This window comes from Cryobacterium fucosi, from assembly GCF_004403515.1.
Lineage (GTDB): Bacteria > Actinomycetota > Actinomycetes > Actinomycetales > Microbacteriaceae > Cryobacterium > Cryobacterium fucosi.
This window is the reverse complement of the sequence record NZ_SOHH01000049.1, coordinates 1-26129: the sequence shown is the minus strand read 5'-3', so window position 1 is coordinate 26129 and position 26129 is coordinate 1. Positions and strand designations below refer to the sequence as shown.

22 protein-coding genes are annotated in these 26129 nt (G+C 68.6%); 12 read left to right on the top strand and 10 right to left on the bottom strand.

What is annotated here, in order from left to right; all coding sequences use genetic code 11:
- Window positions 1-324: 324 nt before the first annotated feature.
- Entirely contained in the window at window positions 325-1596 is a 1272-nt protein-coding gene (locus E3T48_RS05340) for an ammonium transporter (protein ID WP_134522795.1), read from the bottom strand.
- 210 nt (window positions 1597-1806) lie between these two features.
- Window positions 1807-2856 (bottom strand): cell division protein ZapE, encoded by a 1050-nt coding sequence (gene zapE, locus E3T48_RS05335; protein ID WP_134522794.1) that lies wholly within the window; start codon window positions 2854-2856, stop codon window positions 1807-1809.
- A 169-nt stretch (window positions 2857-3025) separates the two neighbouring features.
- Here zapE and E3T48_RS05330 point away from each other — a divergent pair, with 169 nt between their 5' ends.
- Complete coding sequence (locus E3T48_RS05330) at window positions 3026-3928, top strand: sulfurtransferase (protein ID WP_134522793.1); 903 nt, start codon at window positions 3026-3028, stop codon at window positions 3926-3928.
- A gap of 73 nt (window positions 3929-4001) precedes the next feature.
- Window positions 4002-4445, top strand: coding sequence for a SufE family protein (locus E3T48_RS05325; protein ID WP_134522792.1), 444 nt, complete (start codon window positions 4002-4004; stop codon window positions 4443-4445).
- 27 nt (window positions 4446-4472) lie between these two features.
- Here E3T48_RS05325 and E3T48_RS05320 read toward each other — a convergent pair whose 3' ends face one another.
- Entirely contained in the window at window positions 4473-5660 is a 1188-nt protein-coding gene (locus E3T48_RS05320; RefSeq protein WP_134522791.1) for an alpha/beta hydrolase family protein, read from the bottom strand.
- 65 nt (window positions 5661-5725) lie between these two features.
- Between E3T48_RS05320 and E3T48_RS05315 the strand changes: the two genes are divergently transcribed.
- The 4 genes from E3T48_RS05315 (at window position 5726) to E3T48_RS05300 (ending at window position 10947) form a co-directional block, all read left to right on the top strand.
- The gene (locus tag E3T48_RS05315) at window positions 5726-6316 is read left to right on the top strand and encodes a DUF3000 domain-containing protein (RefSeq protein WP_134522790.1); all 591 of its coding nucleotides are present in this window, start codon (window positions 5726-5728) and stop codon (window positions 6314-6316) included.
- Window positions 6309-7505, top strand: a complete 1197-nt coding sequence (locus E3T48_RS05310; RefSeq protein ID WP_134522789.1) for a ribonuclease D — start codon at window positions 6309-6311, stop codon at window positions 7503-7505. Before E3T48_RS05315 ends, E3T48_RS05310 begins: the two co-directional genes overlap by 8 nt.
- Window positions 7506-7581: 76 nt before the next feature.
- A complete protein-coding gene (locus E3T48_RS05305; protein ID WP_134522788.1) occupies window positions 7582-8781 on the top strand; it encodes a thiolase family protein in 1200 nt (399 codons plus the stop codon).
- 3 nt (window positions 8782-8784) lie between these two features.
- Entirely contained in the window at window positions 8785-10947 is a 2163-nt protein-coding gene (locus tag E3T48_RS05300) for a 3-hydroxyacyl-CoA dehydrogenase NAD-binding domain-containing protein (protein ID WP_134522787.1), read from the top strand.
- Window positions 10948-11123: 176 nt separating this feature from the next.
- On the opposite strand, the gene dxs is transcribed toward E3T48_RS05300, so the two are convergent.
- From dxs to dut, 6 genes are all read right to left on the bottom strand, one after another.
- Complete coding sequence (gene dxs, locus E3T48_RS05290) at window positions 11124-13079, bottom strand: 1-deoxy-D-xylulose-5-phosphate synthase (RefSeq protein ID WP_134522786.1); 1956 nt, start codon at window positions 13077-13079, stop codon at window positions 11124-11126.
- Window positions 13080-13178: 99 nt separating this feature from the next.
- A complete protein-coding gene (locus tag E3T48_RS05285) occupies window positions 13179-16019 on the bottom strand; it encodes an aconitate hydratase (RefSeq protein ID WP_134522785.1) in 2841 nt (946 codons plus the stop codon).
- 203 nt (window positions 16020-16222) lie between these two features.
- Window positions 16223-18616 carry an HAD-IC family P-type ATPase gene (locus tag E3T48_RS05280; RefSeq protein WP_134522784.1) on the bottom strand — a complete coding sequence of 798 codons (2394 nt, stop codon included), beginning with the start codon at window positions 18614-18616 and terminating at the stop codon, window positions 16223-16225.
- Between the two features lie 4 nt (window positions 18617-18620).
- Complete coding sequence (locus E3T48_RS05275; protein WP_134522783.1) at window positions 18621-19460, bottom strand: DUF3159 domain-containing protein; 840 nt, start codon at window positions 19458-19460, stop codon at window positions 18621-18623.
- A gap of 29 nt (window positions 19461-19489) precedes the next feature.
- A complete protein-coding gene (locus E3T48_RS05270; RefSeq protein ID WP_241986667.1) occupies window positions 19490-20119 on the bottom strand; it encodes a DUF3710 domain-containing protein in 630 nt (209 codons plus the stop codon).
- On the bottom strand, window positions 20116-20607 hold the full coding sequence (dut, locus tag E3T48_RS05265) for a dUTP diphosphatase (RefSeq protein ID WP_134522781.1): 492 nt from the start codon (window positions 20605-20607) through the stop codon (window positions 20116-20118). The genes E3T48_RS05270 and dut overlap by 4 nt, the downstream gene beginning before the upstream one ends.
- 38 nt (window positions 20608-20645) lie before the next feature.
- Here dut and E3T48_RS05260 point away from each other — a divergent pair, with 38 nt between their 5' ends.
- The gene (locus E3T48_RS05260) at window positions 20646-21101 is read left to right on the top strand and encodes a DUF3093 domain-containing protein (RefSeq protein WP_134522780.1); all 456 of its coding nucleotides are present in this window, start codon (window positions 20646-20648) and stop codon (window positions 21099-21101) included.
- Window positions 21102-21107: 6 nt separating this feature from the next.
- On the opposite strand, the gene E3T48_RS05255 is transcribed toward E3T48_RS05260, so the two are convergent.
- Window positions 21108-21401, bottom strand: a complete 294-nt coding sequence (locus E3T48_RS05255; RefSeq protein ID WP_066599570.1) for a DUF4193 domain-containing protein — start codon at window positions 21399-21401, stop codon at window positions 21108-21110.
- 197 nt (window positions 21402-21598) lie between these two features.
- On the opposite strand from E3T48_RS05255, the gene sepH reads away from it, so the two are divergent.
- The 5 genes from sepH to E3T48_RS05230 all read left to right on the top strand — a co-directional run.
- Window positions 21599-22681 carry a septation protein SepH gene (gene sepH, locus E3T48_RS05250; protein ID WP_134522779.1) on the top strand — a complete coding sequence of 361 codons (1083 nt, stop codon included), beginning with the start codon at window positions 21599-21601 and terminating at the stop codon, window positions 22679-22681.
- Between the two features lie 131 nt (window positions 22682-22812).
- The gene (locus tag E3T48_RS05245) at window positions 22813-23103 is read left to right on the top strand and encodes a hypothetical protein (protein ID WP_134522778.1); all 291 of its coding nucleotides are present in this window, start codon (window positions 22813-22815) and stop codon (window positions 23101-23103) included.
- A 39-nt stretch (window positions 23104-23142) separates the two neighbouring features.
- Window positions 23143-24285: a winged helix DNA-binding domain-containing protein gene (locus tag E3T48_RS05240; protein ID WP_134522777.1), complete on the top strand. Its 1143-nt coding sequence runs from the start codon at window positions 23143-23145 to the stop codon at window positions 24283-24285.
- Window positions 24286-24338: 53 nt separating this feature from the next.
- On the top strand, window positions 24339-25376 hold the full coding sequence (locus E3T48_RS05235; RefSeq protein WP_134522776.1) for an FUSC family protein: 1038 nt from the start codon (window positions 24339-24341) through the stop codon (window positions 25374-25376).
- 224 nt (window positions 25377-25600) lie between these two features.
- Window positions 25601-26129: DUF222 domain-containing protein (locus E3T48_RS05230; RefSeq protein WP_134522775.1), on the top strand; the 529-nt coding region annotated here is incomplete at its 3' end.

Sequence of the window (26129 nt, the reverse complement as noted above, 5' to 3'; positions counted from 1 at the left end):
CTCTGGGCCGGCGACAGGACCCCCGCACGGCGTGCATCCGCGTCCTGTCTACCCCACGCTATCGGGAGGGCAGCCTCCACGCGCCCGGCACGAACCCCCCGGGCAAAAAATTCCCCGACACGCTTTCGTTGGAAGAAAACCGTGGCGGGGAATCTCGCGATGTTCGGGTTCATCGCCAGCAGGACGAGCCTTTCACTGGGGCTGTCTTACGACAAGGGGCTGGACAACGGCTGGGGGCGGGACTATGGCCGGCCTCGGCATGACGTGGGGCGGCGCCCGGTCGAAACCGGACTCCGCCCCAGCACCGCCCGAGGGGCTCGTGAGTCAGACCGCGTCGAGTGCGTAACCCTCTTCGCCGTGCACGATGGTGTCGACCCCGGCGACCTCGTCTTCGTTGTTGATCCGGAAGCCGATCGTCTTCTGGATGACCCAGCCGATGGCGTACGCCATCACGAACGAGAAGATCGCGATTCCGAAGGCGGCCAGCGCCTGCACCCCGAGCTGCGCCAGGCTGCCCGTGTCGAGGAGGCCGATGCCCGAACCGAAGATGCCGATGAACAGGGTGCCGATCATTCCGCCGACAAGGTGGATGCCCACCACGTCGAGCGAGTCGTCGAAGCCCCACTTGAACTTGAGGTCGATGGCGACAGCGCAGACCGCGCCGACGAGGACTCCGAGCACGATCGCCCAGCCAGGAGTGAGGATGTTACAGGCCGGGGTGACGGCGACGAGGCCGGCGACGGCGCCGGACGCGGCACCGATCGACGTCGGCTTGCCGTCCTTGATCTTCTCGACGATCAGCCAGCCGAGGATGCCGGCGGCGGGGGCGACGAGCGTGTTCACCCAGGCGAGGGCGGCGATGCCGTCGACCGCAGCCTCCGAGCCGGCGTTGAAGCCGAACCAGCCGAACCACAGCAGGGAAGCACCGAGCAGGGTCAACGGAACGTTGTGCGGCTTGGAGATGCCCTTCTTGAAGCCGACGCGTTTGCCGAGGACCAGCGCAAGGGCCAGCCCGGCGGCTCCGGCGTTGATGTGCACCGCGGTGCCACCGGCGAAGTCGTTGACCCCGAGCGCGGCGGGAGCCCAGCCGTCGGCGAGGTTGAAGACCCAGTACGCCACCGGGAAGTAGACCAGGGTCGACCACACGGCGGCGAAGATCAGCCAGGCGCCGAACTTCGCGCGGTCGGCGATCGCGCCGGAGATCAGGGCGACGGTGATGATGGCGAAGGTCGCCTGGAAGCCCGCGAAGGCAAGACCGTTGAGGTCCGGCGCGAGAGCGCCGTCCTTGCCGGCGCCGAGCAGCCCGCTCAGGCCGAGCAGCGACGACGGGTTGCCCAGGAAGCCGGGGATGAGTGCCGGGCCGAACGCCAGGCCGTATCCGTAGAGCACCCAGAGCACACCGACGACACCCATCGCCCCGAAGCTCATCATCATCATGCTGACGACGCTCTTCGCCTTGACCATGCCGCCGTAGAAGAACGCGACACCGGGCGTCATCAGGAGCACCAGGGCCGCCGCGACGAGAAGCCACAGGGAATTGAGGTTCAGGGATAGTTCATCCGTTGTGGCGTCCAGCAGGACTGACAGTTCAACCATGGGCATGGTTACCTCTCTCTAACTAAGGATTGCCGTCGACGTGCACAGGGTGAGCAGTTGTTCGTGTCTCGGCGGGTACAGAGTCAGTTTGGAACTGTCAGGTTTCGGCGAATGCGCGCGGATGTTTCGGCCGCGTTACGCGGACGGCGAACGTGTTAACATCGCGTTTCCGAGTTGCCACTGGCCCGGGCACCCGACCGGGGCGGCCCGTCAGTCGTGCGGCGGGAGCTCCCCTGTGGTCAGCGCCACCAGGCGGGACTGCGAACGCTGGTACTTCTTGCGGTACCCGCCGGAAAGCATCTCGTCGTCGAAGACCTCGTTGAGCGGTTGGCCGTTGGCGATGACCGGGATCTCCGCGTCGTAGACCCGGTCGATGAAGGCCACCAGGCGCAGGGCATCCGTTTGGTCGGTCAGCAGGTAGGCGTCGGTGAGGGCGATCACGTCGATGCCGTTGATGATCTTGATGTACTTCGACGGATGCACCGTGCTGAGATGCCGGATCAGGGCGCCGAAATCGTCGAGGGTGACGGTCGATCCCCGCTCCACGAGCGCCCCGACCAGATGGTCGAGCACCTCTGCTGACACGGCGATCGCGTGGCCTTCGATGTCCCGTCGGCGGTAGTCGAGTCCGTCGATCCGCACGATCTCGAAGTTCGCCGACATCGCCTGGATTTCCCGGAGGAAGTCGATCGCCGCGAAACGGCCCTCGCCGAGAGAGTTCGGCGGGGTGTTCGAGGTGGCGGCGACGCGGGTCCCCGACGCGACGAGCTCCCCGAGCAGCCGGGTCATCAGCATCGTGTCGCCCGGGTCGTCGAGTTCGAACTCGTCGATGCAGATCAGGCGGGCGCCGGAGAGCTGCTTGACCGTGGCGGCGTAGCCGAGGGCGCCGACCAGCGCCGTGTACTCGATGAAGGTGCCGAAGTACTTGGGGCCGGGGGTCGCGTGCCAGAGCGCGGCGAGAAGGTGCGTCTTGCCCACCCCGAAGCCGCCGTCGAGGTAGATGCCGGGAAGCTCCGGTTTGGGTTTGCGGGTGCGGGAGAAGAAGCCGCTGGGGCGCTGGGGCATCCACGCGCCGGCGAAGGCGCTGAGCCGTTCGACGGCCTCGAGTTGCGAAGGGAAGTCGAGGTCGGGCCGGTAGGAATCGAAGGAGGCGTGCTCGAACTGGGGCGGGGGCACCAGCTCGGCGACGATTTCGGCTCCGGTGATGCTCGGGGAACGATCGACCAGCCGAGGCCGACGGCGAGGCGCCTCTGGAGCCATGGTGGAACACCCGCGTTTCTGTGTCGGTTGATGCGGACCCGCCTCCGGGTGAATCTGCCGGATGCGCTCGCCGCCCACACCGCGTAGATTCGAAGAGCGGGCGCTGACCAGCCTAAACCGCAGTCAAATCAATCCTGTGTCGTTCCGACGCTCCCTGGAGGTTGTTCCCATGTCCGTCGAACTCGATCCGGCCCCCAAATTCGCCGCCTACGCCCACCCCGAGCGGCTCGTGTCCACCGACTGGCTGCAGGCGCACCTGGGCGAACCCGGAATCGTCGTCGTGGAATCCGACGAGGACGTGCTGCTGTACGAGACCGGGCATATCCCCGGCGCCGTCAAGATCGACTGGCACACCGATCTGAACGACCCGGTGAAACGCGACTTCGTCGACAGCGCCGCGTTCGCGGCCGTGCTCGGCTCCAAGGGGATCGCACGGGACACGACGGTCGTCATCTACGGCGACAAGAACAACTGGTGGGCCGCGTATGCCCTGTGGGTGTTCACCCTCTTCGGCCACCGTGATGTGCGTCTGCTTGACGGCGGCCGTGACAAGTGGATCGCCGAGGCGCGCGAGACCACCACCACCGCCAGCCAGGTGGCACCCGTCGACTACCCGGTCGTCCCCCGTGACGACGCGCCCATCCGCGCGTTCAAGGACGACGTGCTCGCCCACTTCGGCAACCCGCTGATCGACGTGCGGTCCCCTGAGGAGTACAGCGGGGAGCGCACGACCATGCCGGCCTACCCGGAGGAGGGCGCCCTCCGCGCCGGCCATATCCCGTCGGCGGCGTCGGTGCCGTGGGCCCGCGCCGCCGCACCCGATGCAACGTTCCGCACCAGGACCGAACTCGACGCCATCTACCGTGGCGAGGCCGGCCTCGCAGACGGCGACAGGGTGATCGCCTACTGTCGGATCGGGGAGCGCTCCAGCCACACCTGGTTCGTGCTCACCCACCTGCTCGGTTTCGAGGGTGTGCGCAACTACGACGGCTCCTGGACCGAATGGGGCAACGCCGTGCAGGTGCCGATCGTGCTCGGCACGGAACCGGGCGCCGCCCCGCTCCCCCGCTGATCGCTTCCCACCGGTTGATTCCGGCTCACCCGCCGCGCGCCGCCCCTCAGCGTCGCGTGGCAGAATACCTCCGATGACTTCCACCGAACTGCCCGCGAAACTGGCCGAGATCCGAGACGATTTCCTCGCCCTCGAGCAACCTGACCGCCTGCTGCTCCTGCTCGAGTTCGCGGGCGAGCTGCCCGCGCTCCCGGCGCGGTACGAGGAGCACCCCGATCTGCTCGAGCGGGTCGTCGAGTGCCAGTCCCCCGTGTTCATGTTCGTCGAGGTCGATGACGACGCCGGCAAGTCCGTGCACCTGTACGCGACGGCGCCCCGGGAATCGCCGACCACCAGGGGCTTCGCGTCGATCCTCGCCCAGGGCCTTGACGGCCTCAGCACGGAGCAGGTGCTGGCCGTCCCCGACGATTACCCGCTGTCGATCGGCCTGACGAAGGCCGTGTCGCCCCTGCGCATCCGTGGGATGACGGCGATGCTCGCCCGCACGAAACGACGGCTCCGCGAGACCGCCGTCTGACGGGACCGCCGCGCGCAGAGGCAAGGGTCACCTCGGCGGGAGGGCGGCCAGCCAGGTCGTGATCGCCTGGTTCCAGCTCTCCCGGTCGTAGTTCCACAGCTTGGTGTGGCGGGCGACCGTGAACGGCAGGAAGGTGACGATGTCGGGTCGCCGCTCGGCCAGCGCCCGCGAACCGGTCGCCGGCACATAACCGTCGTCGTCGCTGTGCATGAGCAGGACCGGCATATCGAGTTCGCCCGCCCGGGACACGAAATCCAGCCGGCCGAAGTCGATCGGGGCGCTCTGCCCGGTGATCCGCCCGCCCCAGCGCCGGCCGAGCACCTGCATCGCACCGCTGGACACCATCCCCGGCAGACCCAGGCTGCCTCCCTGGAAAGCGACGACATCGGCCCAGTCGATCACGGGCGAATCCAGCACGACCCCGACGATCAGTTCTCGCAGCCGGGACCGGGTGGCCGCCTGCAGCACGATGGCGCCGCCCATCGACCACCCCATCAGCACGATCTCGGTCGCTCCGCGGCCCGCGGCGAATGCAATGGCCGCCTCGACATCCTCCCACTCGGTGTCGCCCAGCCCGTAGCGCCCGTCCGCGCTCACGGGGGCGTCACCGTCATTCCGGTAGGAAATGAGCAGGGCGGTGTATCCCTCGTCCCGGAAGACCGGCACAGCCCGCAGGGTCTCCTGCCGCCGCACGCCCCGGCCGTGCACCTGGATCACCCAGCGCCCGCTTGAAACCGTCGCCGGAATCAGCCAGGCCGGGGCATCCCCGCCCCTGGTCGGAATGAGCACGTCGTCGTACTCCACCGCGAGGTCCCAGGGACCGAGGAAGGAGTACCCGCCGAGACGGCCGTGCCGTGCCTCGGCCAGGTCGCCGTGGTCGACCCGCAGGATGCGCCGGGTCACCGCCGCCGGCGTGCTGCGGAGGATCTCCCCCAGGTGCGCATGCCCGCGGTCGCCGGAGAACCAGAAGCTGTAGTCGCCCTGGAGCACGGAGTCCGGAGTGGACTGCAGCGTGATCGTCCCCGCCGCAAGGTCCACCGCCTCCACCCGCACATCGTCGGTGCGCTTCATGGACGGGGTGACGATCCGGCGGGCCATGACGCCGGACAGGACGCTCGCCGCCACGCCGGCCACGGCCACCGCGGCGACACCGATCAGCCCGGTCACCGCGGCGATCCGCGCCGGATGTCCGCCGCGTTCCAATCGTCTGCCCATCCGTTACCTCCGCCTGCCCGGCGTGCCTCGCGTACGGCACCCTGAAAAAACTCTAGTCTGCACTCGTGCCCGAAACACAGGAACCACTCCCGCCGGAGTTCGCCGCCGCCCTCGCGGCCGTTCGGCGTGCTCAGTCCAGGGTCGAACTGGTCGTGAACGAGATCGCCGCGCCGGGCAACCTCGCCCCGCATGCCGTGGCGCTCTCCGCCGACATCACGCCGAGCCGTCACGGCGGCAACTCCGATTTCGGCACCGGCCGCTTCATCCTGCTCTACGACCCCGACGAGCCCGAGGCATGGGGCGGCGCCTTCCGCGTTGTCTGTTTCGCGCAGGCCCCGCTGGAGACGGACATCGGCCTCGATCCCTTCCTGGCCGAGGTCGCCTGGGCCTGGCTGGTCGACGCGCTCGACGCTCATGGCGCCCGATATACGGCTGCATCAGGGACTGCGACTAAGATTATCTCGTCAGGCTTCGGCGAACTTGCCAGGCAGGGCGATGGCGCACAGATAGAGTTGAGAGCTTCGTGGACACCGCTGGACCACAATCTCACCGCCCACGTCGAAGGATGGGGTGAACTGCTCTGCATGCTTGCAGGTCTTCCACCCACTGGCGAAGGAGTGAGCATGTTGTCCACACGCCGAACCGGACGTGGTTGATCACCACGTGATCGACACGCGGGATGCCTACTTGACGGCGACCGCGGCGATCGTCGGCGGCACCGGGCCGATCGGCGTCGACGCCGAGCGTGCCTCGGGGTTCACCTACTCGCAGCGCGCGTACCTGATCCAGATCTACCGTCGCGGCGCGGGCACGTTCCTGTTCGACCCGCCGGCGATCGGCGACTTCCACGAGCTGAACGACGCCCTCGCGGGCGAGGAATGGATCTTCCACGCCGCCAGTCAGGACCTGGCCTGCCTGCGCGAGGTCGGCCTCGACCCCGCACGGATCTTCGACACCGAACTTGCCGCGCGCCTGCTGGGGCTCCCCCGGGTCGGCCTCGGAACCGTGGTGGAAGAGCTGCTCGGCATCCACCTGGCCAAGGAGCATTCCGCCGCCAACTGGTCCACCCGCCCGCTCCCGGAGGCTTGGCTCGTCTATGGCGCGCTCGATGTCGAGCTGCTCCCCGACCTGCGCGACCGGATGGTCGACATGCTCGCCGCAGACCAGAAGACCGTCATCGCCGGTCAGGAATTCGCGGCCGTGCTGACCCGGGAGTCGAAGCCCGTGAGCGCCGAACCGTGGCGACGGCTTTCCGGCGTGCACTCTCTCCGCGCCCAGCGCAACCTCGCCGTCGCCCGGGAGCTCTGGTTCGCCAGGGACCGGCTCGCGCAGGACATCGACGTGTCGCCGGGCCGTCTCGTGCCGGACGCGTCGCTCGTCGCTGCTGCCCGTACGTTGCCGACGACGCGCCAGGAGCTGGCCGACCTCCGCGAATTCAGCGGACGGGCCAGCCGCAGCGAACTCGATCGCTGGTGGGCCGCCATCCAGGCCGGCCTGGCCTCAACCGAGCTCCCCTCGGTCCGGAGCAACGGGGATGCGCTTCCGCCGCCTCGCGCCTGGGCCGACCGCAATCCGGACGCCGACCTGCGTTTCAAGGCCGCGCGCGCCGTGCTCGCCGAGATCTCGGACGAGTTCGCCATCCCCTTGGAAAACCTGGTGACGCCCGATTACGTTCGCCGGATGGCGTGGACTCCGCCGGAGCCCACCGACTCGGAATCGATCGGCGAGGCGCTCGCGACCCTTGGCGCCCGGGCATGGCAAATTGAACTGACCGCACAACGAATAGCCGATGCCTTTGTCGAGGTCCACCAAACGATCAACGCGCCCTCGGAGGAGGGTTCGTAGGAACCGTCCAACGATTCTTCTGCCCCAGGGTGTCACCTTAGGATCGACCGACACCCGTTGGATTGATGGAGGCAAAGTGGCCGATAGAGCAGAAGTCGTCTTCGTGGACGGGGTTCGCACCCCGTTCGGGAGAGCCGGCGAAAAGGGCATGTACTGGAACACCCGGGCCGACGACCTGGTGGTCAAGGCCATGATCGGCCTGCTGGAACGCAACCCGTCGGTCCCCGGCGAACGCATCGACGACGTGGCCATCGCCGCGACGACGCAGACCGGTGACCAGGGCCTCACCCTCGGCCGCACGGCGGCGCTGCTCTCCGGACTGCCGAAATCGGTTCCGGGCTTCGCGATCGACCGCATGTGCGCCGGCGCCATGACGGCGGTCACCACCATGGGTGCGGCCATCGGCTTCGGCGCCTACGACCTCGCCATCGCCGGCGGCGTGGAGCACATGGGACGCCACCCGATGGGATCAGGCGTCGACCCCAACCCGCGGTTCCTGGCGGAACGCCTGGTCAGCGAGGATGCACTCGTCATGGGTGCCACCGCCGAGCGTATCCACGACCGCTTCCCCTCGTACACCAAGGAACGCTCTGACCGCTTCGCGCTGCGCAGCCAGCAGAAGGTCGCCGCGGCCTACGCCGCCGAGAAGATCCAGCCTGACCTCGTCCCCGTTGCCATCCGCAGCGATGCCGGCTGGGGACTGGCGACCAGGGACGAGGGCCCGCGCCCCGAAACCACCCTGGAGGGCCTGGCCACCCTGAAGACCCCGTTCCGCCCGTTCGGCCGGATCACGGCAGGCAATGCCTCCGGGCTCAACGACGGCGCGAGCGCCTGCCTCCTCGCCAGCGGCAAGGCGGCCAGGGAACTAGGCCTCACGGTCAAGATGAAGCTGGTCAGTTTCGCCTTCGCCGGCGTCGAGCCCGAGGTCATGGGTCTCGGACCGGTGCCGTCGACGGAGAAGGCCCTGCGCAAGGCGGGCCTCAGCATCACCGACATCGGCCTCTTCGAGCTCAACGAGGCCTTCGCCGTGCAGGTCATCTCGTTCCTGGACCACTTCGGCATCGACGACGACGACCCGCGGGTCAACGAGTACGGCGGAGCGATCGCGATCGGCCACCCCCTCGCATCCTCCGGTGTGCGCCTGATGAACCAACTTGCCCGCCAGTTCAGCGAGCACCCCGAGGTGCGCTACGGCCTTACCGCCATGTGCATCGGCCTCGGCCAGGGCGGCACCGTGATCTGGGAGAACCCACACTTCAACCGAAAGGCCAAGTAAGCGATGAGCGACTACTCCGCACTCGATTTCTCCCCGCTCGTGGCCCTGTCCGCCGACGAGGTCGTCACGCATTCCTTCGTTCGGGATGTCCCGCTCTCCCAGGGCCGCGTCCTCGCCCTGGTCACGCTCGACAACGGGCGGGACCACACCCGCCCGAACACCCTCGGCCCGGTCACGCTGCTCGAATTCGCGGCCACCATGGATGCCCTGAAGTTGCGGGCGGCGCGTGGGGATATCCACGGCGTTGCCGTCACCGGCAAGCCGTTCATTCTCGCTGCGGGCGCCGACCTGAGCAAGGTCAGCGAGATCCCGTCCCTTGCCACCGGCAAGCTCCTGGCCCAGCTCGGGCACCACGCCCTCGGCAAACAGTCCGAGCTGGGCGTGCCCTCCTTCGTCTTCATCAACGGGCTCGCGCTCGGCGGCGGGCTCGAGATCGCCCTGAATGCCGACTACCGCACCGTCGACGCTTCCGTGCCGGCGATCGCGCTGCCGGAGGTGTCCCTCGGGCTGATCCCGGGCTGGGGTGGCTCCTACCTCCTGCCCAACCTGGTCGGAATCGAGAACGCACTCACGGTGATCATCGAGAACCCGCTCAAAAACCGGGTGCTCAAGGCCTCGGGCGCCCTCGAACTCGGCATCGCGGACGTCGTGTTCGCCTCGGCGACGTTCCTGGAGAGCTCCATCAGGTGGGCCGACCGGGTCATCGCCGGGACCGAGACCGTGGCCAGGCCGAACGTGCCGGGCAAGATCGAACGGCTCGTGAAATGGGACGTCGCCGTCGGAATCGCCCGCCGGATGCTCGAAAGCCGGATCGGAACCATCGCCACGTCACCCTACGTCGCACTCGACCTGCTGAAGGCCGCGAAGAGCGGCAGCCGCCAGGAAGGGTTCGAACGCGAGGACGACTCGCTGGCCGGCCTCATCTCCGGCGACCAGCTGCAGGCGAGCATCTACGCGTTCAACCTCGTGCAGAAGCGGGCCAAACGGCCGGCGGGCGCCCCGGAGAAGGCGCTGGCCCGTCCCATCACGAAGGTCGGTGTGATCGGCGCCGGGCTGATGGCCAGCCAGTTCGCCCTGCTGTTCGTGCGGCGGCTGCGCGTGCCGGTTGTCATCACCGACCTCGACCAGGCACGGGTGGATAAGGGCGTCGCGTACATCCACGCCGAGATCCTCGCCCTGGAGACCAGGAAGCGCATCACCTCTGACGAGGCGAACCGGCTCCGCGCGCTGGTCACGGGCACCACGGACAAGGCGCAGTTCGCCGACGCCGACTGGGTGATCGAGGCCGTCTTCGAGGAGCTGGGCGTCAAACAGGACGTCTTCGCCGAAATCGAGAAGCACATCGCCCCCGATGCCATCCTTGCCACGAACACGTCGTCGCTGTCGGTCGAACAGATCGGTGCGAAGCTCGCCCATCCGGAACGGCTGGTCGGCTTCCACTTCTTCAACCCCGTCGCCGTCATGCCCCTGATCGAGGTGGTGAACACCCCGCAGACCAACGACGTCACCCTGTCAACGGCCATGGTCGTCGCAGGCAAGCTGAAGAAGAACGCGGTGATCACCCGGGACACCCCGGGCTTCGTCGTCAACCGGATTCTCGCCAAGGTACTCGGCGAGGCGATGCACGCCGTGGACACCGGCACCCCGTTCGACGTCGTCTCCGAGGCGATCGCCCCGTTCGGACTCCCGATGACACCGTTCGAACTCCTCGAACTCGTCGGCCTCAAGGTGGGAGCGCACGTGCTGGACACGCACCACGCCGCGTTCCCCGACCGGTTCTTCGAGAGCGAGAACCTGCACAAGCTCGCCGAACACGGCAAGCTTCTCGAGCGCGACGCAAAGGGCAAGATCAAGGGGTACGACAAGGGTGCCCTGAAGATCGTCGCCGGGGGCACCACCCCGATGACGGCGACGGCGCTCCAGCGCCGCTTCGAGGACGGACTCGCCGACGAGATCAAGCGGATGCTGGACGACGACGTCGTGCACGCGGCGGAGGACATCGACCTGTGCATGATCCTCGGAGCGGGCTACCCGTTCCAGATGGGCGGGGTCACACCGTACCTCGACCGGGTCGGCGCGAGCGAGCGGGTCTTCGGCGGCACGTTCCACACGCCTCCGATCCGCGGCGTCGGAGCCGTGCCGGCCCTGGCCAACGCGGCCGAATAGCCCGAAACCGGCTCGCGGTGATCGAGCACCACCGGTGATCGAGCTTGTCGAGATCAGGTCTCGACAAGCTCGACCACCGGCCCACGCTCGACCACCGGCGCACACTCGACCACCGGCGCACACTCGACCACCGGCGCACACTCGACCACCGGCGCACGCTCGACCACCGGGGCAGGTCAGTCTTTGTGGGCGCGGTTGACCGTGATCGATCCGGTGTCGGCCTGGCCGGCGGGCAGCGGCCGGGCGTGCGGGATCTTGCTGCCGAGGACCATCGCGACCACGTCGCGGGCGATGTGCTGCGGCGTCAGGCCCACCCGCTCGAGGATCTCCGCCCGGGTGCCGTGGTCGAGGAACTCGTCGGGCAGGCCCAGCTCGGTCACGGCGGTGTCCACGCCGGCCTCGCGCAGGTCCTGCCGGATCCGGGTGCCGATGCCGCCGACCCGGATGCCGTCCTCGATCGTGACGACGATCCGGTGCTCGGCCGCCAGCGCGATGATGCTCTTCGGCACCGGCACAACCCAGCGCGGGTCGACCACGGTGGCGCCGATCCCCTGCGCGGCGAGGCGCTGTGCCACGTCGAGGCCCATCCCGGCCATCGGTCCGACCGTGACGATGAGCACGTCCTGCTGGCTGGACTCCAGCAGCACGTCCACCCCGTCTTCGAGACGGCGGATGGCGTCGAACTCGACACCGGTGCTGCCCTTCGGGAAGCGCAGCACGGTCGGCCCGTCGTCGACCTTGACGGCCTCTTCGAGCTCCTCGCGCAGCCGGACCGAGTCCCGGGGCGCGGCGAGACGGATGCCCGGCACGACCTGCAGGATGGCGAGGTCCCATATCCCGTGGTGGCTCGGGCCGTCCGGACCGGTGACCCCGGCCCGGTCGAGGACGAAGGTGACGCCGGCCTTGTGCAGGGCGACATCCATCAGCACCTGGTCGAAGGCGCGGTTGATGAAGGTGGCGTAGAGCGCGACGACGGGGTGCAGGCCGCCGAAGGCGAGGCCGGCCGCGCTCGTCACGGCGTGCTGCTCGGCGATCCCCACGTCGTGGACGCGGTCGGGGAACCGCTCGGCCATCTTGTGAAGTCCGGTGGGGCGGAGCATCGCGGCGGTGATGCCGACGATCCGCTCGTCGAGGGTGGCGAGGCGGAGCAGCTCGTCGGCGAAGACGGACGTCCACGACGGCGCGCCGGCCGACTCGATCGATTCGCCGGTCTCCGGGTCGATCTGGCCGACGGCGTGGAACTGGTCGGCCTCATCCCGCATGGCCGGGTCGTAGCCCTTGCCCTTCTGGGTGATCGTGTGCACGATCACCGGGGCGCCATAGCCCTTGGCCTGGCGAAGCGCCTCGAGCATGGCGACCATGTCGTGTCCGTCGACCGGTCCGATGTACTTGATGTCCAGGTTCGAGTAGAGCGCCTCGTTGTTGGAGACCCGGGCGAGGAAGCCGTGCAACCCGCCGCGCACGCCGCGGAAGAACGCCCGCGCGGGGGCACCCATGTGGTCGAATGCCTGACGGCTGGTCAGGTACGCCGTCCGGTAACTCTTCCGGGTACGCACGGTGTTGAGGAACCGGGCCATGCCGCCGATCGTGGGCGCGTAGGAGCGGCCGTTGTCGTTCACGACGATGATCAGGCGACGGGTGTTGTCATCGCTGATGTTGTTGAGGGCCTCCCAGGTCATTCCGCCGGTGAGGGAGCCGTCGCCGACGACGGCGATAACGTGGCGGTCGCTCTGCCCGGTCATCTCGAAGGCGCGGGAGATCCCGTCTGCCCAGGAGAGCGAACTGGAGGCGTGGGAGCTTTCGACGATGTCGTGCACCGACTCGGAACGCTGCGGGTAGCCCGCAAGGCCGCCGCGCTGCCGCAGCCTGCTGAAGTCCTGCCGCCCGGTGAGCAGCTTGTGCACGTAGGTCTGGTGGCCCGTGTCGAACACGATGGCGTCGCGCGGCGATTCGAAGACCCGGTGGATGGCGATCGTCATCTCGACGACGCCGAGGTTGGGTCCGAGGTGCCCGCCGGTCTTCGCGACCTCGTGGACCAGGAAGCCCCGCATTTCGGCGGCGAGCTCGATGAGTTGCTGGTTCGAGAGACCATCGAGATCGCGGGGACCGGAAATTGTCTCCAGAAGACCCATCAGGAACACCTTTCACGTTGGCCAGGCGCCGAATGAAACCGGCGCGCAGATTCGGTCAGACCGAGTCTACGCGCCGGTTTGGGAGCCGGCCGGGAGTTGCTAGGAGACGAGCGACCGCAGCACGTACTGCAGGATGCCGCCGTTGCGGTAGTAGTCGGCCTCGCCCGGCGTGTCGATGCGCACGACCGCGTCGAACTCGACCGTTTCCTTGCCGGCCGCCGAGTCGGCGCTCGGCGTGGCGGTCACTCGGACCGTCTTCGGAGTCGTTCCGCGGTTCAGCTCCTCGATGCCCGAGACCCGGACCACCTCGGTGCCGTCCAGGCCCAGCGAGGCCCAGCTTGAGCCGGCCGGGAACTGCAGCGGGACGACGCCCATGCCGATCAGGTTCGACCGGTGGATCCGCTCGAAGCTCTCGGTGATGACGGCCTTCACTCCGAGCAGGCTGGTTCCCTTGGCTGCCCAGTCGCGGGACGAGCCGGAGCCGTACTCCTTGCCGCCGAGGATGACGAGCGGCGTTCCGGCGGCCTGGTAGTTCTGGCTCGCGTCATAGATGAACGCCTGCGGCCCGCCGTCGACGGTGAAGTCGCGGGTGTAGCCACCCTCGACGTCGTCGAGCAGCTGGTTGCGGAGACGGATGTTCGCGAAGGTTCCGCGGATCATGACCTCGTGGTTGCCGCGGCGCGACCCGTAGGAATTGAAGTCGCCGCGTGCCACGCCGTGCTCGATCAGGTACTGGCCGGCAGGGCTGTCGGCCTTGATGTTGCCGGCGGGGCTGATGTGGTCGGTCGTGACGGAGTCGCCGAGCCTGGCGAGCACGCGGGCTCCGACGATGTCGGTGACCGGGCTGGTCTCCAGCGTCATCCCGTCGAAGTACGGGGGCTTCCGCACGTACGTCGATTCGGGGTCCCATTCGAAGACCTCGCTGTCGGGCGTCGGCAGGGAGCGCCAGCGCGCGTCACCCTCGAAGACCTCGCCGTACTCCTTGGTGAACATGGCGGTGTCGATCGAGCTGTCGATCGTGGCCTGCACCTCGGCGGAGTCCGGCCAGATGTCCTTGAGGAACACGTCGTTGCCGTCCAGGTCGGTGCCGAGGGCATCCGTCTCGAAGTCGAAGTTCATCGACCCGGCGAGGGCGTAGGCGATGACCAGGGGCGGGCTGGCGAGGTAGTTCATCTTCACGTCGGGGCTGATCCGGCCCTCGAAGTTGCGGTTGCCGGAGAGCACGGCCGTGACGGCCAGGTCGTTCTCGTTGATCGCGGCGGACACCTCGTCGATCAGCGGGCCGGTGTTGCCGATGCAGACCGTGCAGCCGTAACCGACGGTGTAGAAGCCGAGGGCTTCGAGGTCGTCGGTGAGGCCGGCCTTCGCGTAGTAGTCGGTGACGACCTTGGAGCCGGGCGCGAGGGTGGTCTTGACCCAGGGCTTGCTCGTGAGCCCCTTCCTGACCGCGTTGCGGGCGAGCAGGCCGGCCGCGAGCATGACGGACGGGTTGGAGGTGTTCGTGCACGACGTGATCGCGGCGACGGCGACCGCACCGTGGTCGAGCGTGTAGCTGACGCCGTCGGCCGTGGTGATCGGGACGGGGTTCGACACGGTTGCCGGGGCGTGGCTGACGTGGCTGTGCGAGAGCTGGTGGGCGCTGCACTCGTCCTCGGCGGTGAAACCGATCGGGTCGGATGCCGGGAAGGTCCCCTCGACCGCCGCGTCCACCCTGGACAGGTCCTGGCTGGCATAGCTCTGGAGGTCGAGCTCGAACTGCTCCTGGGCACGGCTGAGCTCGACCCGGTCCTGCGGGCGCTTCGGGCCGGCGATCGACGGGACGACCGTGCCGAGGTCGATTTCCAGGTACTCGCTGAAGACGGGCTCCTGGTTCGGGTCGTGCCACAGGCCCTGCAGCTTCGCGTAGGCCTCGACGAGGGCGACCTGCTCCTCGCTGCGTCCGGTGAGGCGCAGGTAGCCGAGGGTGACGTCGTCGATCGGGAACATGGCGGCGGTGGAGCCGAACTCGGGGCTCATGTTGCCGATCGTGGCGCGGTTGGCCAGCGGAACCTGGGCGACGCCCTCGCCGTAGAATTCGACGAATTTGCCGACCACGCCGTGCCTGCGGAGCATCTGGGTGATGGTGAGCACGACATCCGTCGCGGTGACGCCGGTGGGGATGGAGCCGGTGAGCTTGAAGCCGACGACCTTGGGGATGAGCATGGAGACGGGTTGGCCGAGCATGGCCGCCTCGGCCTCGATGCCGCCGACGCCCCAGCCGAGCACGCCGAGGCCGTTGACCATGGTGGTGTGCGAGTCGGTGCCGACGCAGGTGTCGGGGTAGGCCTGCACTATTGTTGCTTGTCCTGAGACTGTCGAAGGGACCTCGCGGGTCATGGTGACCCGGGCGAGGTATTCGATGTTGACCTGGTGCACGATGCCGGTTCCCGGCGGGACGACCTTGAAGTCGTCGAAGGCGGTCTGGCCCCAGCGAAGGAACTGGTAGCGCTCGCCGTTGCGCTGGTATTCGATCTCTACGTTGCGTTCGAGGGCGTTCTCGCTGCCGAAGAGGTCGGCGATGACGGAGTGGTCGATGACGAGCTCGGCCGGGGCGAGCGGGTTGATCTTCTTCGCGTCGCCGCCGAGCTCGGCGACGGCCTCGCGCATGGTGGCGAGGTCGACGATGCAGGGCACACCGGTGAAGTCCTGCATGATCACCCGGGCCGGGGTGAACTGGATCTCCGTGTCCGGCTCGGCGGTCGGGACCCACGCGCCGAGGGCGCGGATGTGGTCCTCGGTGATGTTGGCGCCGTCCTCGGTGCGGAGAAGATTCTCCAGCAGTACCTTCAGGCTGAACGGCAATTTCTGGTGACCCTCGACCGCGTCGAGCCGAAAGACCTCATAGTCCGTCGAACCGACCCGCAGGGTGTCCTTTGCTCCAAAGCTGTTTACTGCAGACACGTTGCCCTCTCCTTCGTGGAAACCGACGGGAAACCGTCCGCAATCCTCAATCCTGACGACCGGACGCCTGCCCCTGCCAGCAAGGGTAACCTAACCAGCGGGCACGGCACCCGATCGATACTGTCCGCCAAACTATCTTGACATAGAGATAACTCTAGCGCGGAGACGAAGGCACGGCCGCATTCCGGGCGGTATTTCCCGAACTATTCGCGGTCGAAGATCAGGCCGCGGCGCCTCGCGAACCGGTACATCAGCTCGATGCCGGCCGCGCCCAACAGGCCGACCGCGATACCGTAGGCCAGCGCGAGGTTCGGCGACACCGCGATGGCGAAGAACACCCGGCCGGACGGCACGGTGCAGGCGAGGACCATGGCCGCGGCCATGGACAGGACAAGCGCCAGCCGCGGCCCGGTGAGCGGCCGGGCCAGCGCGGCCAGGATCGCCAGCGAGACGACGAACAGGGCGACCGTGGTGACGCTCCGGGCCTCGTTGAGCGGGATCCGGTGGAAGAGCGGGAGGAAGGCCGCGAGCACGGTCGCGGCGGCGATCATTCCGGTAGGCACGGCGTACCGGATGATCCGGCGCAGCACACCGGGCGTGTAGATGCGCCGGTTCGGGGCGAGGGCCAGCACGAACGACGGGATCCCGATCGCGAGGGCGGACACCAGGGTCAGCTGGCGCGGCAGGAACGGGAACGGCAACGCCAGGGCGGCCATCGCCAGGGCGATCAGGATGCCGTAGACCGTCTTCGACAGGAACAGGTTCGCCACCCGCTCGACGTTGGCGATCACCCGGCGGCCGAGGGCGAGCACCTCCGGCAGCCGGTCGAACCGGTTGTCGAGCAGCACCAGCCGGGATGCGGCCTTGGTGGCGGGGGTCGCAGCACCCATGGCGATTCCGAGGTCGGCGTCCTTGATCGCCATGGCGTCGTTGACTCCGTCGCCGGTCATCGCGACGGTGCGCCCCTCCGCCTGGAGGATGGCCACCGCCTTCCGTTTCTGCTCGGGGCTCACCCGTCCGAACAGGCTCGCCGAGCCGAGGGCCGCCGCGAGGGCCGCGTCATCGGCGAGGCCCGCCGCGTTCACCGTCTCCCCTGCGAGGCCGAGCTCGCGGGCGAGGGCCGCGACCGTGACGGGGTTGTCCCCGGACATCACGATCACGCGCACCCCCTGCCCCGCGAAGTAGCGGAGGGTCTCCGCGGCGTGCGGGCGCACCGATTCGCGGAACACCACGAGGGCCGCCGGGGTGAGGTCCTGGTCGGTCGGGTCGGCGGCCGCGTCCGTCGCCAGGTCGCCGGCCAGCCTGACCAGGGCGAGGGTGCGCTGGCCGGCCGCGGCGATGTCGTTGGCCGCGGCCAGGCGGTCCGGGTGCCCCGCGAGGAGCCGCTCCGGCGCCCCCAGGAGCCATGCGGACGGTTCCCCCGCATGCTCGAGTGCGACGCCGCTGTATTTCCGGGCCGAGCCGAACGGCAGCCGGGATCGCACCGTGGCCCCGCCGACGGAGAAGTGGCCGCCGAGCACCCGGGCGGTGAGGTTTGCGGCGTCGTCGGCCCCGAAGGCACCGAGGGCCCGGCTCGCCCCCGCTTCGAGCGTCGGGTCGAACGCGACCTGCGGGTCGAGGACGAGCCGGTCGAAGACAAGCTCGCCGCTGGTGAGCGTGCCGGTCTTGTCGAGGCAGAGCACGTCGACGCGGGCAAGCACCTCCACTGCCGCCAGTTCCTCGATCAGCACCTTGTGCCTGGCCAGCTGGATCGCGGCAACCCCGAAGGCGAGGCTGATCAGCAGCACGAGCCCTTCCGGGATCATGCCGACGACGCTGGCCACCGCGTCGCGGAGGGCGGCGCGCCAGTCTCCGTCGCTGAAGTCGGCGAGGGCGGCGATCCCGCCGTAGGTCGAGACCCGGCCGAGCAGCGTGATCAGGATGACGGGCCCGAGGATCCAGGACAACACCACAAGGATGCGGTTGGTCGCCGCCCGCAGCTCGGAGCGCACGAGGGAATGCCGCTTGATCTCGGCGGTCAGCCTGTTCGCGTAGGACGCCGCTCCGACCGCGGTGACGACCGCGTAGCCGGACCCTCCCACCACATGCGAGCCGGACAGCAGCGGGTCCCCCGCCACCTTGACCTGCGGCTCGGACTCCCCCGTGAGCATGGCCTCGTCGACGACGAGGTCGTCCCCGGCCAGGACCCGGGCGTCGGCGGGCACCTGGTCGCCCGGCCGCAGCACGAGGATGTCGTCCAGGACGACCCCGGCGAGCGGCACGATGTGACGCAGCCCGTCGCGCTTGACCGCGACCTCCGGCGCGGACAGGAGCGCCAGCTTGTCGAGCACGACCTTGGCGCGCACCTCCTGCACGATCCCGATCAACGCATTCGCGACGACAACCCCGTAGAACAGCCCGTCGCGCAGGTCGCCGAGGAGCAGCACGGCCGCGAAACAGACCGTGAGGATCGCGTTGAACAGGGTGAACACGTTTTCCCGCAGGATGTCTGCCACGGTGCGCGAGGTCGGCTGCGGCGCATCGTTGCCGCGGCCGTCGGCCAGTCGCTGGGCCACCTCCGTGCCGGTGAGACCGGGAAGCTCCTCGCCCGCGACCATGAGGTCAGTCCTCGCTCGCCCCGGCAGACGTCGCACCCGTGCGGCCCGGTGCGGGATAGACGGAACGCACCATCAGCCAGGACACGACCAGGAGCGGGGCATACAACGGGATGCCCATGATCAGCTTGGCCGCGCCGAGCCATTCGACGTTGTCGGAGAAGTACAGCGGCAACTGCACGATCAGGCGGAGCGCGAAGAGCGCGGCCCAGCACAGGGTGAGGACCGTGAGCACCCGACGTTTCGACGGGTCCTCCCGCCACGCGATCCCGTCATTCATCAGGAAGCCGACCGCGAGGCCGAGGATCGGCCAGCCGACCAGGGCCGACACCAGCAGCACCGTCCCGTAGGCGCCGTTGGTCCAGAAGCCCGGCAGGAAGGCATCCGCGGCGTTGCCGGAGAACAGGGCCAGCACGGCGCTGAACCCGGCGCCGAGCAGGCCGCCGATGGCGGGGGTCACGGTCTGGCGCACGGCCCGGCGGAGCACGACGAAGACGACGCCGATGATCACGGGGGCGATCAGGGACAGCACGAGCGACTGCTCAGGCAGGGTGGACCGGGTGAACGTGTAGACGACGAGGAAGACCAGGCCGGGCAGCACGGCCTCGACCAGGCCCCGGATGCCGCCCATCGCCGCAAGCAGGGCATGGCCGCTGATCGGTTCGCCGTCGGCGGCCGAGGCGAAGCCGGCGCGCCGTGCCGCCGCGGCCATTCCCTGGGCGAAGGCCTCCGACACCGCGGGGCCGGTCCCGGAATCCGGCGTCACGCCGGGGGCGGTCCCGGCCGGGGCATCCGCTGGCGTCGACGCGGCCGGAGGCTCGTCTGGAGGTACCTGCGCGTCCGTCATTCGGTCGTTCTTCCTGCCGGGAGGCCGGGTCAGCCGTCGGTCGGTTCGCCGGCGCCGGTCGGAGTGGACGGCATCCGGAGCGGGATGAGGTCGCGGGGCGGCATCGGCGCCGATCCCCGCACGACGACGATGCTGCGGAAGAGGTCTTCGATCTGGGCGGCCGCCTCCGGGTTCACGGCGCCCTCGCCCGCGATCACGCCGCGGAGGAACCACCGGGGGCCGTCGACGCCGATGAACCGGGCGAGCCGGCTCGATTCCTCTGCGCCGGAGCCGGCCGCGACCGGGATCTCCGCGACGAGTTCGGGGCCGAACGGCCCCTCGCGCAGGGTCGTCGTGCCGCCCTGCCTTCCGATCTGGTCGGCGATCTGGTCGCGGATCTCGTGCCAGAGGCCGCTCGACCGCGGGGCGGCGAACGGCTGGACCTGCAGGGTCGAGCCGGCGTAGTCGAGCCCGATCGCGACGACCCGCTTGCTGCCCTCTTCGATCTCAAGGCGCAGGTGGAGTCCCTCGCGGGGCAGGATCTTCACGCCGCCGAGGTCGACATACGGTCGCACCGGGTTCGCCTCGATCTCGTCGAGCGGACCTTCGGTCTCACGGTCCTCCGGCGCCGACTTGGCCAATGATTCCGGGAATTCTTCCGGGTCAACGATGTCGCTCACGGGGTGTCTCCTGATTCTGGGGTGCCGGCTGACCCTGCGGCGCCGGCTGGCTTCCGACCGAGCCCGGTCGACCCGAATCCGCCTTCCCCGCGCTGGCTGCCCGGCAGCCGTTCGACGGGGATGAAGGCGGCCCGGGCGACGGGCATGACGATGAGCTGCGCGATCCGGTCGCCGACGGCGATCGGAAACGAGACAGAAGTATCGGTGTTGAGCAGCGTGACCTTGATCTCGCCGCGATAGCCGGCATCGACGGTGCCCGGCGCGTTGACGATGGTGATGCCGTGCTTCACGGCGAGCCCGCTCCGGGGCACCACGAACGCGGCGTACCCGTCAGGCAGCGCGATGGCGACACCGGTTCCGACCAGGGCTCGCTCACCGGGGGCAAGGACGAGCGCCTCCGAGGAGTGCAGATCTGCCCCTGCATCGCCCGGATGCGCGTAATTCGGGAGGACGGACGCGGTAATCAGGACTTCGACGCTTTCTGCCACGTGTCGAGGCTAGTGCAGAAGTCTGATCGAATAGAGCCATGCCTGAATATCGCGAAAAACTCTGGGCGTCTCCCGCGCCTTTCGTCGCCACAGCACTGGTCATCCCCGCGAGCATCCTCGTCTTCGCGCCGATCTCGATGCTGGCCGGCATCGTCATCGCCGCCGGCCTGTATGCCGCCTGCGTCCTGACCCTGCTGCTCACCTCGCCCGTCCTGCTGGTCAGGAACGGGACTTTGACGGCGGGAAAGGCGACGATTGCGACCGACCTGGTCGGCGAGGCCGCTCCGTTCGAAGGCGCGGAAGCGACGCTGGAACGCGGGCGCAGGCTCGATGCCCGCGCGTGGCTGCTCATCCGCGGCTGGGTCGGCCCGGTCGTGCGCATCCCGATCGTGGATGCGACCGACCCTGCGCCCTACTGGCTGGTGTCGACTCGCCACCCACAGAAATTGGCCGCCGCGATCAATGGATCACGACGGCCAGCATCAAGTAACTAAGCGCGCTTAGGCGTCGCACTCCAGGCAGACCGGACCGAGCTTGGTCTCGTGCGACATCTGCGAGCGGTGCTTCACGAGGAAGCACTCAACGCAGGTGAACTCGTCGGCCTGCGGGGGCAGGACGACGACATCGAGGTCGAGGTCGGACAGATCGGCGCCGGGAAGGTCGAAACCACCGGGGTTGTCTGAGTCGTCGACATCCACGACTCCAGACATCTTGTCGGGTACGCGCTCCTTGAGGGCCTCAATCGACTCAGAGTCGTCTTCGGTCTTTCGCGGTGCGTCGTAATCGGTTGCCATACCCATCCATTTCATTAACGCCGATAAACGAAATCGGCGGGCATAGTTTCCAACAATCCTGACGGAATAGCAAACTACGCGCCGTCCGTGTTCGTCGGCACAGGCATCAACTTGCGGCACGCCCGGCGTATTCCCCGGAAAAGCGGTGATTGCATGGCAGTCTTGGCGACATCAGTGATCGCGAGAGGGCTTTCGAGATGCAGGAATTGAAAGTTATCGGAGTTGAGAACGGTGCGCTGCTTGCAGCCAGCGAGGATGGTGATCGTTTCCGGATCCCCATCGACGAGGTTCTCCAGTCCCGGCTTCGCCAAACCCAGACCGAATCGACGTCTGGGCCGAAGCTGTCCCCGCGCGAGGTTCAGGCCCACATCCGCTCGGGCATGTCCGCCGAGGATGTCGCGGCCGTGACCGGCGCGTCCATCGACTTCGTTCGCCGCTTCGAGGGCCCGGTCGTCGCCGAGCGCGAGTACATCGTGTCCTGCGCGCTGGGCGTGCCGGTGCACACGGCTATCGACCCAGATCCGGTCGAGGGAGGCGCCAACTTCGGAAGCGTCATCCGCGAACGCCTCGCGTCGCTGGGTGCCACCAATGAGCGTTGGGCCAGCTGGAAGGAGCCGGGCGCCGGCTGGATCGTGAAGCTCGCCTTCACCGCGGACGACATCGACCACGATGCACGCTGGGGCTTCGAGCCGAAGAAGAACTCCCTGTCTCCGGTCGGCAACGAGGCAATCGCGCTCTCCCAGCAGGGCGAGCTCAAGGGCGCGCTCATCCCCCGCCTTCGCGCCGTCGGCGCGGAGACGAGCCTGGCCGACGTTTCCCGGTTCGACAGCGGCGCCTTCACGTTCAAGGAGTCGCTGGCCGACGACCTGCTGGCCGACACCGCGCCGTTGCTGGACCCGATCCCGTACTCTCGCCCGGCCGGCACGACGGATGCCGTCTCCAAGGCCGCGATCAAGCGTGCCGCCGAGCCACCCCAGAGCCTGAGCGAAACCGCAGACCTGCTCGAATCCCTCCGCCGCCGCCGCGGCGAGCGGGAAGCGGCCGTTTTCGAGCACGACGAAGCCCCCGTGGTGCCGTCACAGGGCATGCGACTGCTGGAGACCCCGGCGGAAGCGCCCGCCGTTGAACCGGCCACCGACCCGTCCAGGAATGCCTGGTCCAACCAGGCCGCCACCGGCCAGCCCCGCAACACCGGCAGCCACGGCAAGCGCGGCCGGGCCGCGATGCCCAGTTGGGACGAGATCGTCTTCGGCGCGCGCACGGACGACGACCTCGCCTGAACTCTCCGCCTCGGGGCGCCGAGCAGAAACGGATATCCGACCCGACGGGCACTGGCGCTGAGCCGTGCAACGGAGTTATAGTTCTTTATCGAACGTACGTTCGATTCGGGATCGTAATGAGGTGGTGCCACGTGCCCAGGGTGGACGAACCGATCAGGGTCTGGACGAGTGCGGTCGGAGAACCGCAGCGGATGGTCTGGCGCGCACGCCGGTTCCGGGTGACCGACACACCGACGGCCCTCGTGGACACCTGTGACTGGTGGAGACCGTTCTCGCCCCACGACTTCGGCGTCGGGCATCCGCCGCTCCGGATCGCGGGCTGGCGGTTCCAGGCCACGGCCGACGACGGCGAAACCCACGTCTTCGACGTGGCGCACGGGGAGACCGAGGCGGAGTGGCAGCTGCTGCGCACGTTTGACTAGCCGCGCCCGGCCCGGCCCGGTGTCCGGCATACTGTTTTGATGGCACCGACCGCCTCCTCCCGTGACGTCACCCGGCTGCGGCTGGCCCGGCATGGACTGGGTCCGGTCAGCGGGACCGGCCGGGGCACGCTGACCGGACCTCTCGAGGTCGTCGAGCGCCTTCTCGCCGTGCAGGCGCAGGACTTCACCGCAGCCAGGTGGGCCGTCGGCGTGCGAGCGCCGGGATCATCGGCTGACGACGTGCGCCGGGCAATCGACGACGCGAGTATCGTGCGCTCCTGGCCGATGCGCGGCACGCTGCACCTCGTGCCGGCGGCGGACCTGGGCTGGATGCTTGGACTGTCGGCGCCGAGGGTGCTTGCCGGGATGCGAACCCGTCGCGGCCAACTCGGCCTCGACGATGCGATCGGCGCGCAGGCGACGGCAGTCGCTCTATCCGCTCTGACCGGCGGCCGGCAGCTCTCCAGGGCCGGCTTCCTCGCCGCCCTCGAAGCGGCCGGAATCAGCACGGCGGGCCAGCGCGGTTACCACCTGATAGCCCACCTTGCTCTGACCGGCACGGTCTGCTGGGGCAGGCAGGTCGGCTCGCAGCAGCATCTGGTGCTGCTGGACGAATGGGTGCGGGCGCCGCGACGGCTGGAGCGGGAGGAGGCCCTCGGCGAATTCGTTCTGCGCTACTTCTCCGGCCACGGGCCGGCGACCCTGCAGGACTTCGCCTGGTGGTCCCAGCTCACCGTGGCAGACGCCAGGGTCGGCCTCGGTGTCGCCCTGGGCCGGCTGGTCGAGCTGCAGGTGGACGGCATCACGCACTATTGGGCGGCAGCGGCCGATACCGGCGAGGCCGGCGGGCCGCCGACGCAGCGCACGCCGGTGCTCCCCCTGCCCGGATTCGACGAATACCTGCTCGGCTACCGGAACCGCGGCTTCGCGGTCGACGACGCCGACTTCCCGCGGGTCGTGCCCGGCAAGAACGGAATCTTCCTGCCGCTCGTGCTCGTCAACGGCCGGGTGGCCGGCACCTGGCGACGGGCAGGCCGCCCCGGGAGCCCGGTCTACGCGGTCACGGCGTTCCACGAACTGACCGGACGCCAGCGGGCCGGGTTCGATCGCGCCGTCCAGGAGTACAGCCGTTTCTTCCGGCCGGACGGCGCCTCGGCGGCCGAGCCCGCGGAGCCCCCGTGAACACGTCGGAGCGTCCGGACTGCCGGGCGGCTCCCTCGCGCTACCCTGAGCAAGTGAGAATAACGGCCCGCCTGCGATCCACGAGCCGGATCCCGCTACTCCAGGCCGTGAAGACATCCGTCGCCGTCGGACTGGGCTGGCTGCTGTCCCAGTTCCTGCTGCAGACCGACCTGCCCATCTTCGCCGCCATCGCGGCCCTGCTGGTCGTGCAACCGAACATCAACCAGACCCTGGGCCGCGCGGTCGAACGAAGCCTCGGGGTGATCGGCGGAGTCCTCATCGCCTACGCGGTGGGCATCGCCTTCGGGCAGGACAGCTGGATCGTGCTGCTCGCCATCGTCTTCTGCATCATGCTGGCCTGGGCGCTGCGCCTCGCGCCCAGCTCGGCGAGCCAGATCCCGATCAGCGCGATGCTCGTGCTTTCGATCGGGGCGACGACCCCGGAGTACGCGCGTGACCGCATCCTGGAGACGATCATCGGGGCAGCCGTCGCGCTCGTCGTCAACGCGCTGATCGTGCCGCCCGTGCTGCTCGCACCGGCCCACGACGCCGTGGTGCGGCTCGCACTCGAGGTCGCCGACACCCTCGACCGCATCGTCGACGCACTCCGCTTTCCACAGAAGACCGGCCAGATCGAAGAGATGATGATCAAGGCGCGGCTGCTACGCCCGATGCTGAGCAAGGCCGAGAAGGCGATCAAGCAGGCCGAGGAGAGCCTCACCCTCAATCCCCGGCACGGGATGCACCGGCGCCTGCTCGACATCGACGAGGAGTTCTACAACCGCCTGATCTCCCTGGTCACGCGGACAATCGGCATGACCAGGTCGCTCAGGGACCACTACGACCACTCGCTCCATCTGGAGCCGACGGTGCTGGCGATCACCGTCGAGCTCAGCCGGGCCGCCCATGACCTCAGGCTGCTGGCGTCGGAGGTCGACCACCCCGATCGCGAGAAGGTGTCTCTGCCTCTCGAGCCGCCCGCACTGACCGCCCCGCTGATCATCGCGTCGCCGCATCCCCAGCACTGGATTCTGATCGGGTCACTGATGGAGGACCTGCGCCGCGTGCGTGAGGAGATCAAGGGCGACTGACCCGAGTCGCGCCCCCGGTGGTCGAGCCCGTCGAGACCCCGCCCGCCCGGTGGTCGAGCCCGTCGAGACCCCGCCCGCCCGGTGGTCGAGCCCGTCGAGACCAGTGAATACACCTTCGATAAAATTATCCACAACTCGTGACAAACCCTCACATCTGTGTTCGTGTTTTGGTATCCTTGTGACATGAACACCNCCGCCGACTGTTGGAGACCCGGGCCGCGTGGATGGCCGCGACCATCGCCCGCCGCTCCCGCCCAGAACTGGGCCACTCCGGCCTCGCCGCCCAGCAAGGCTTCCTCTCCCCGGAAGCGATGATCCAAAACGTCACCGGCTCGAGCAAGAACGAGGCGTTCAAACTCGTCGCCGTCGGCACGATACTCGCCCAGACCGAAGCCGCCGACCGGCAAACCGCGGAAGCACCCGAGTCGCCCGGCACGGTCGGGACAGGCACTGACGGGACTGGGACTGACGGGACTGGGACTGACGGGTCGCCTCAACCGGCCGTTCCTGGGTCGTGGCAGGCTCCGATTGCCCGCGCCGTGACCGCCGGAACCCTCTCCGTCGACGCCGCCGAATCCATCCGCAAAGGCCTGGGCGACATCGACACCGCCGTCACCGCCGACAAACTCGCCACCGCCCTCACCCGGCTCCTCGCCGAGGCGGTGGGGTGGAACGCGGACCAATGCTTCACCCGGGCCCGAAGGATGCGCGACGACCTCGACCAGGCCGGCATCGCCGCCCGCGAGAAACAGG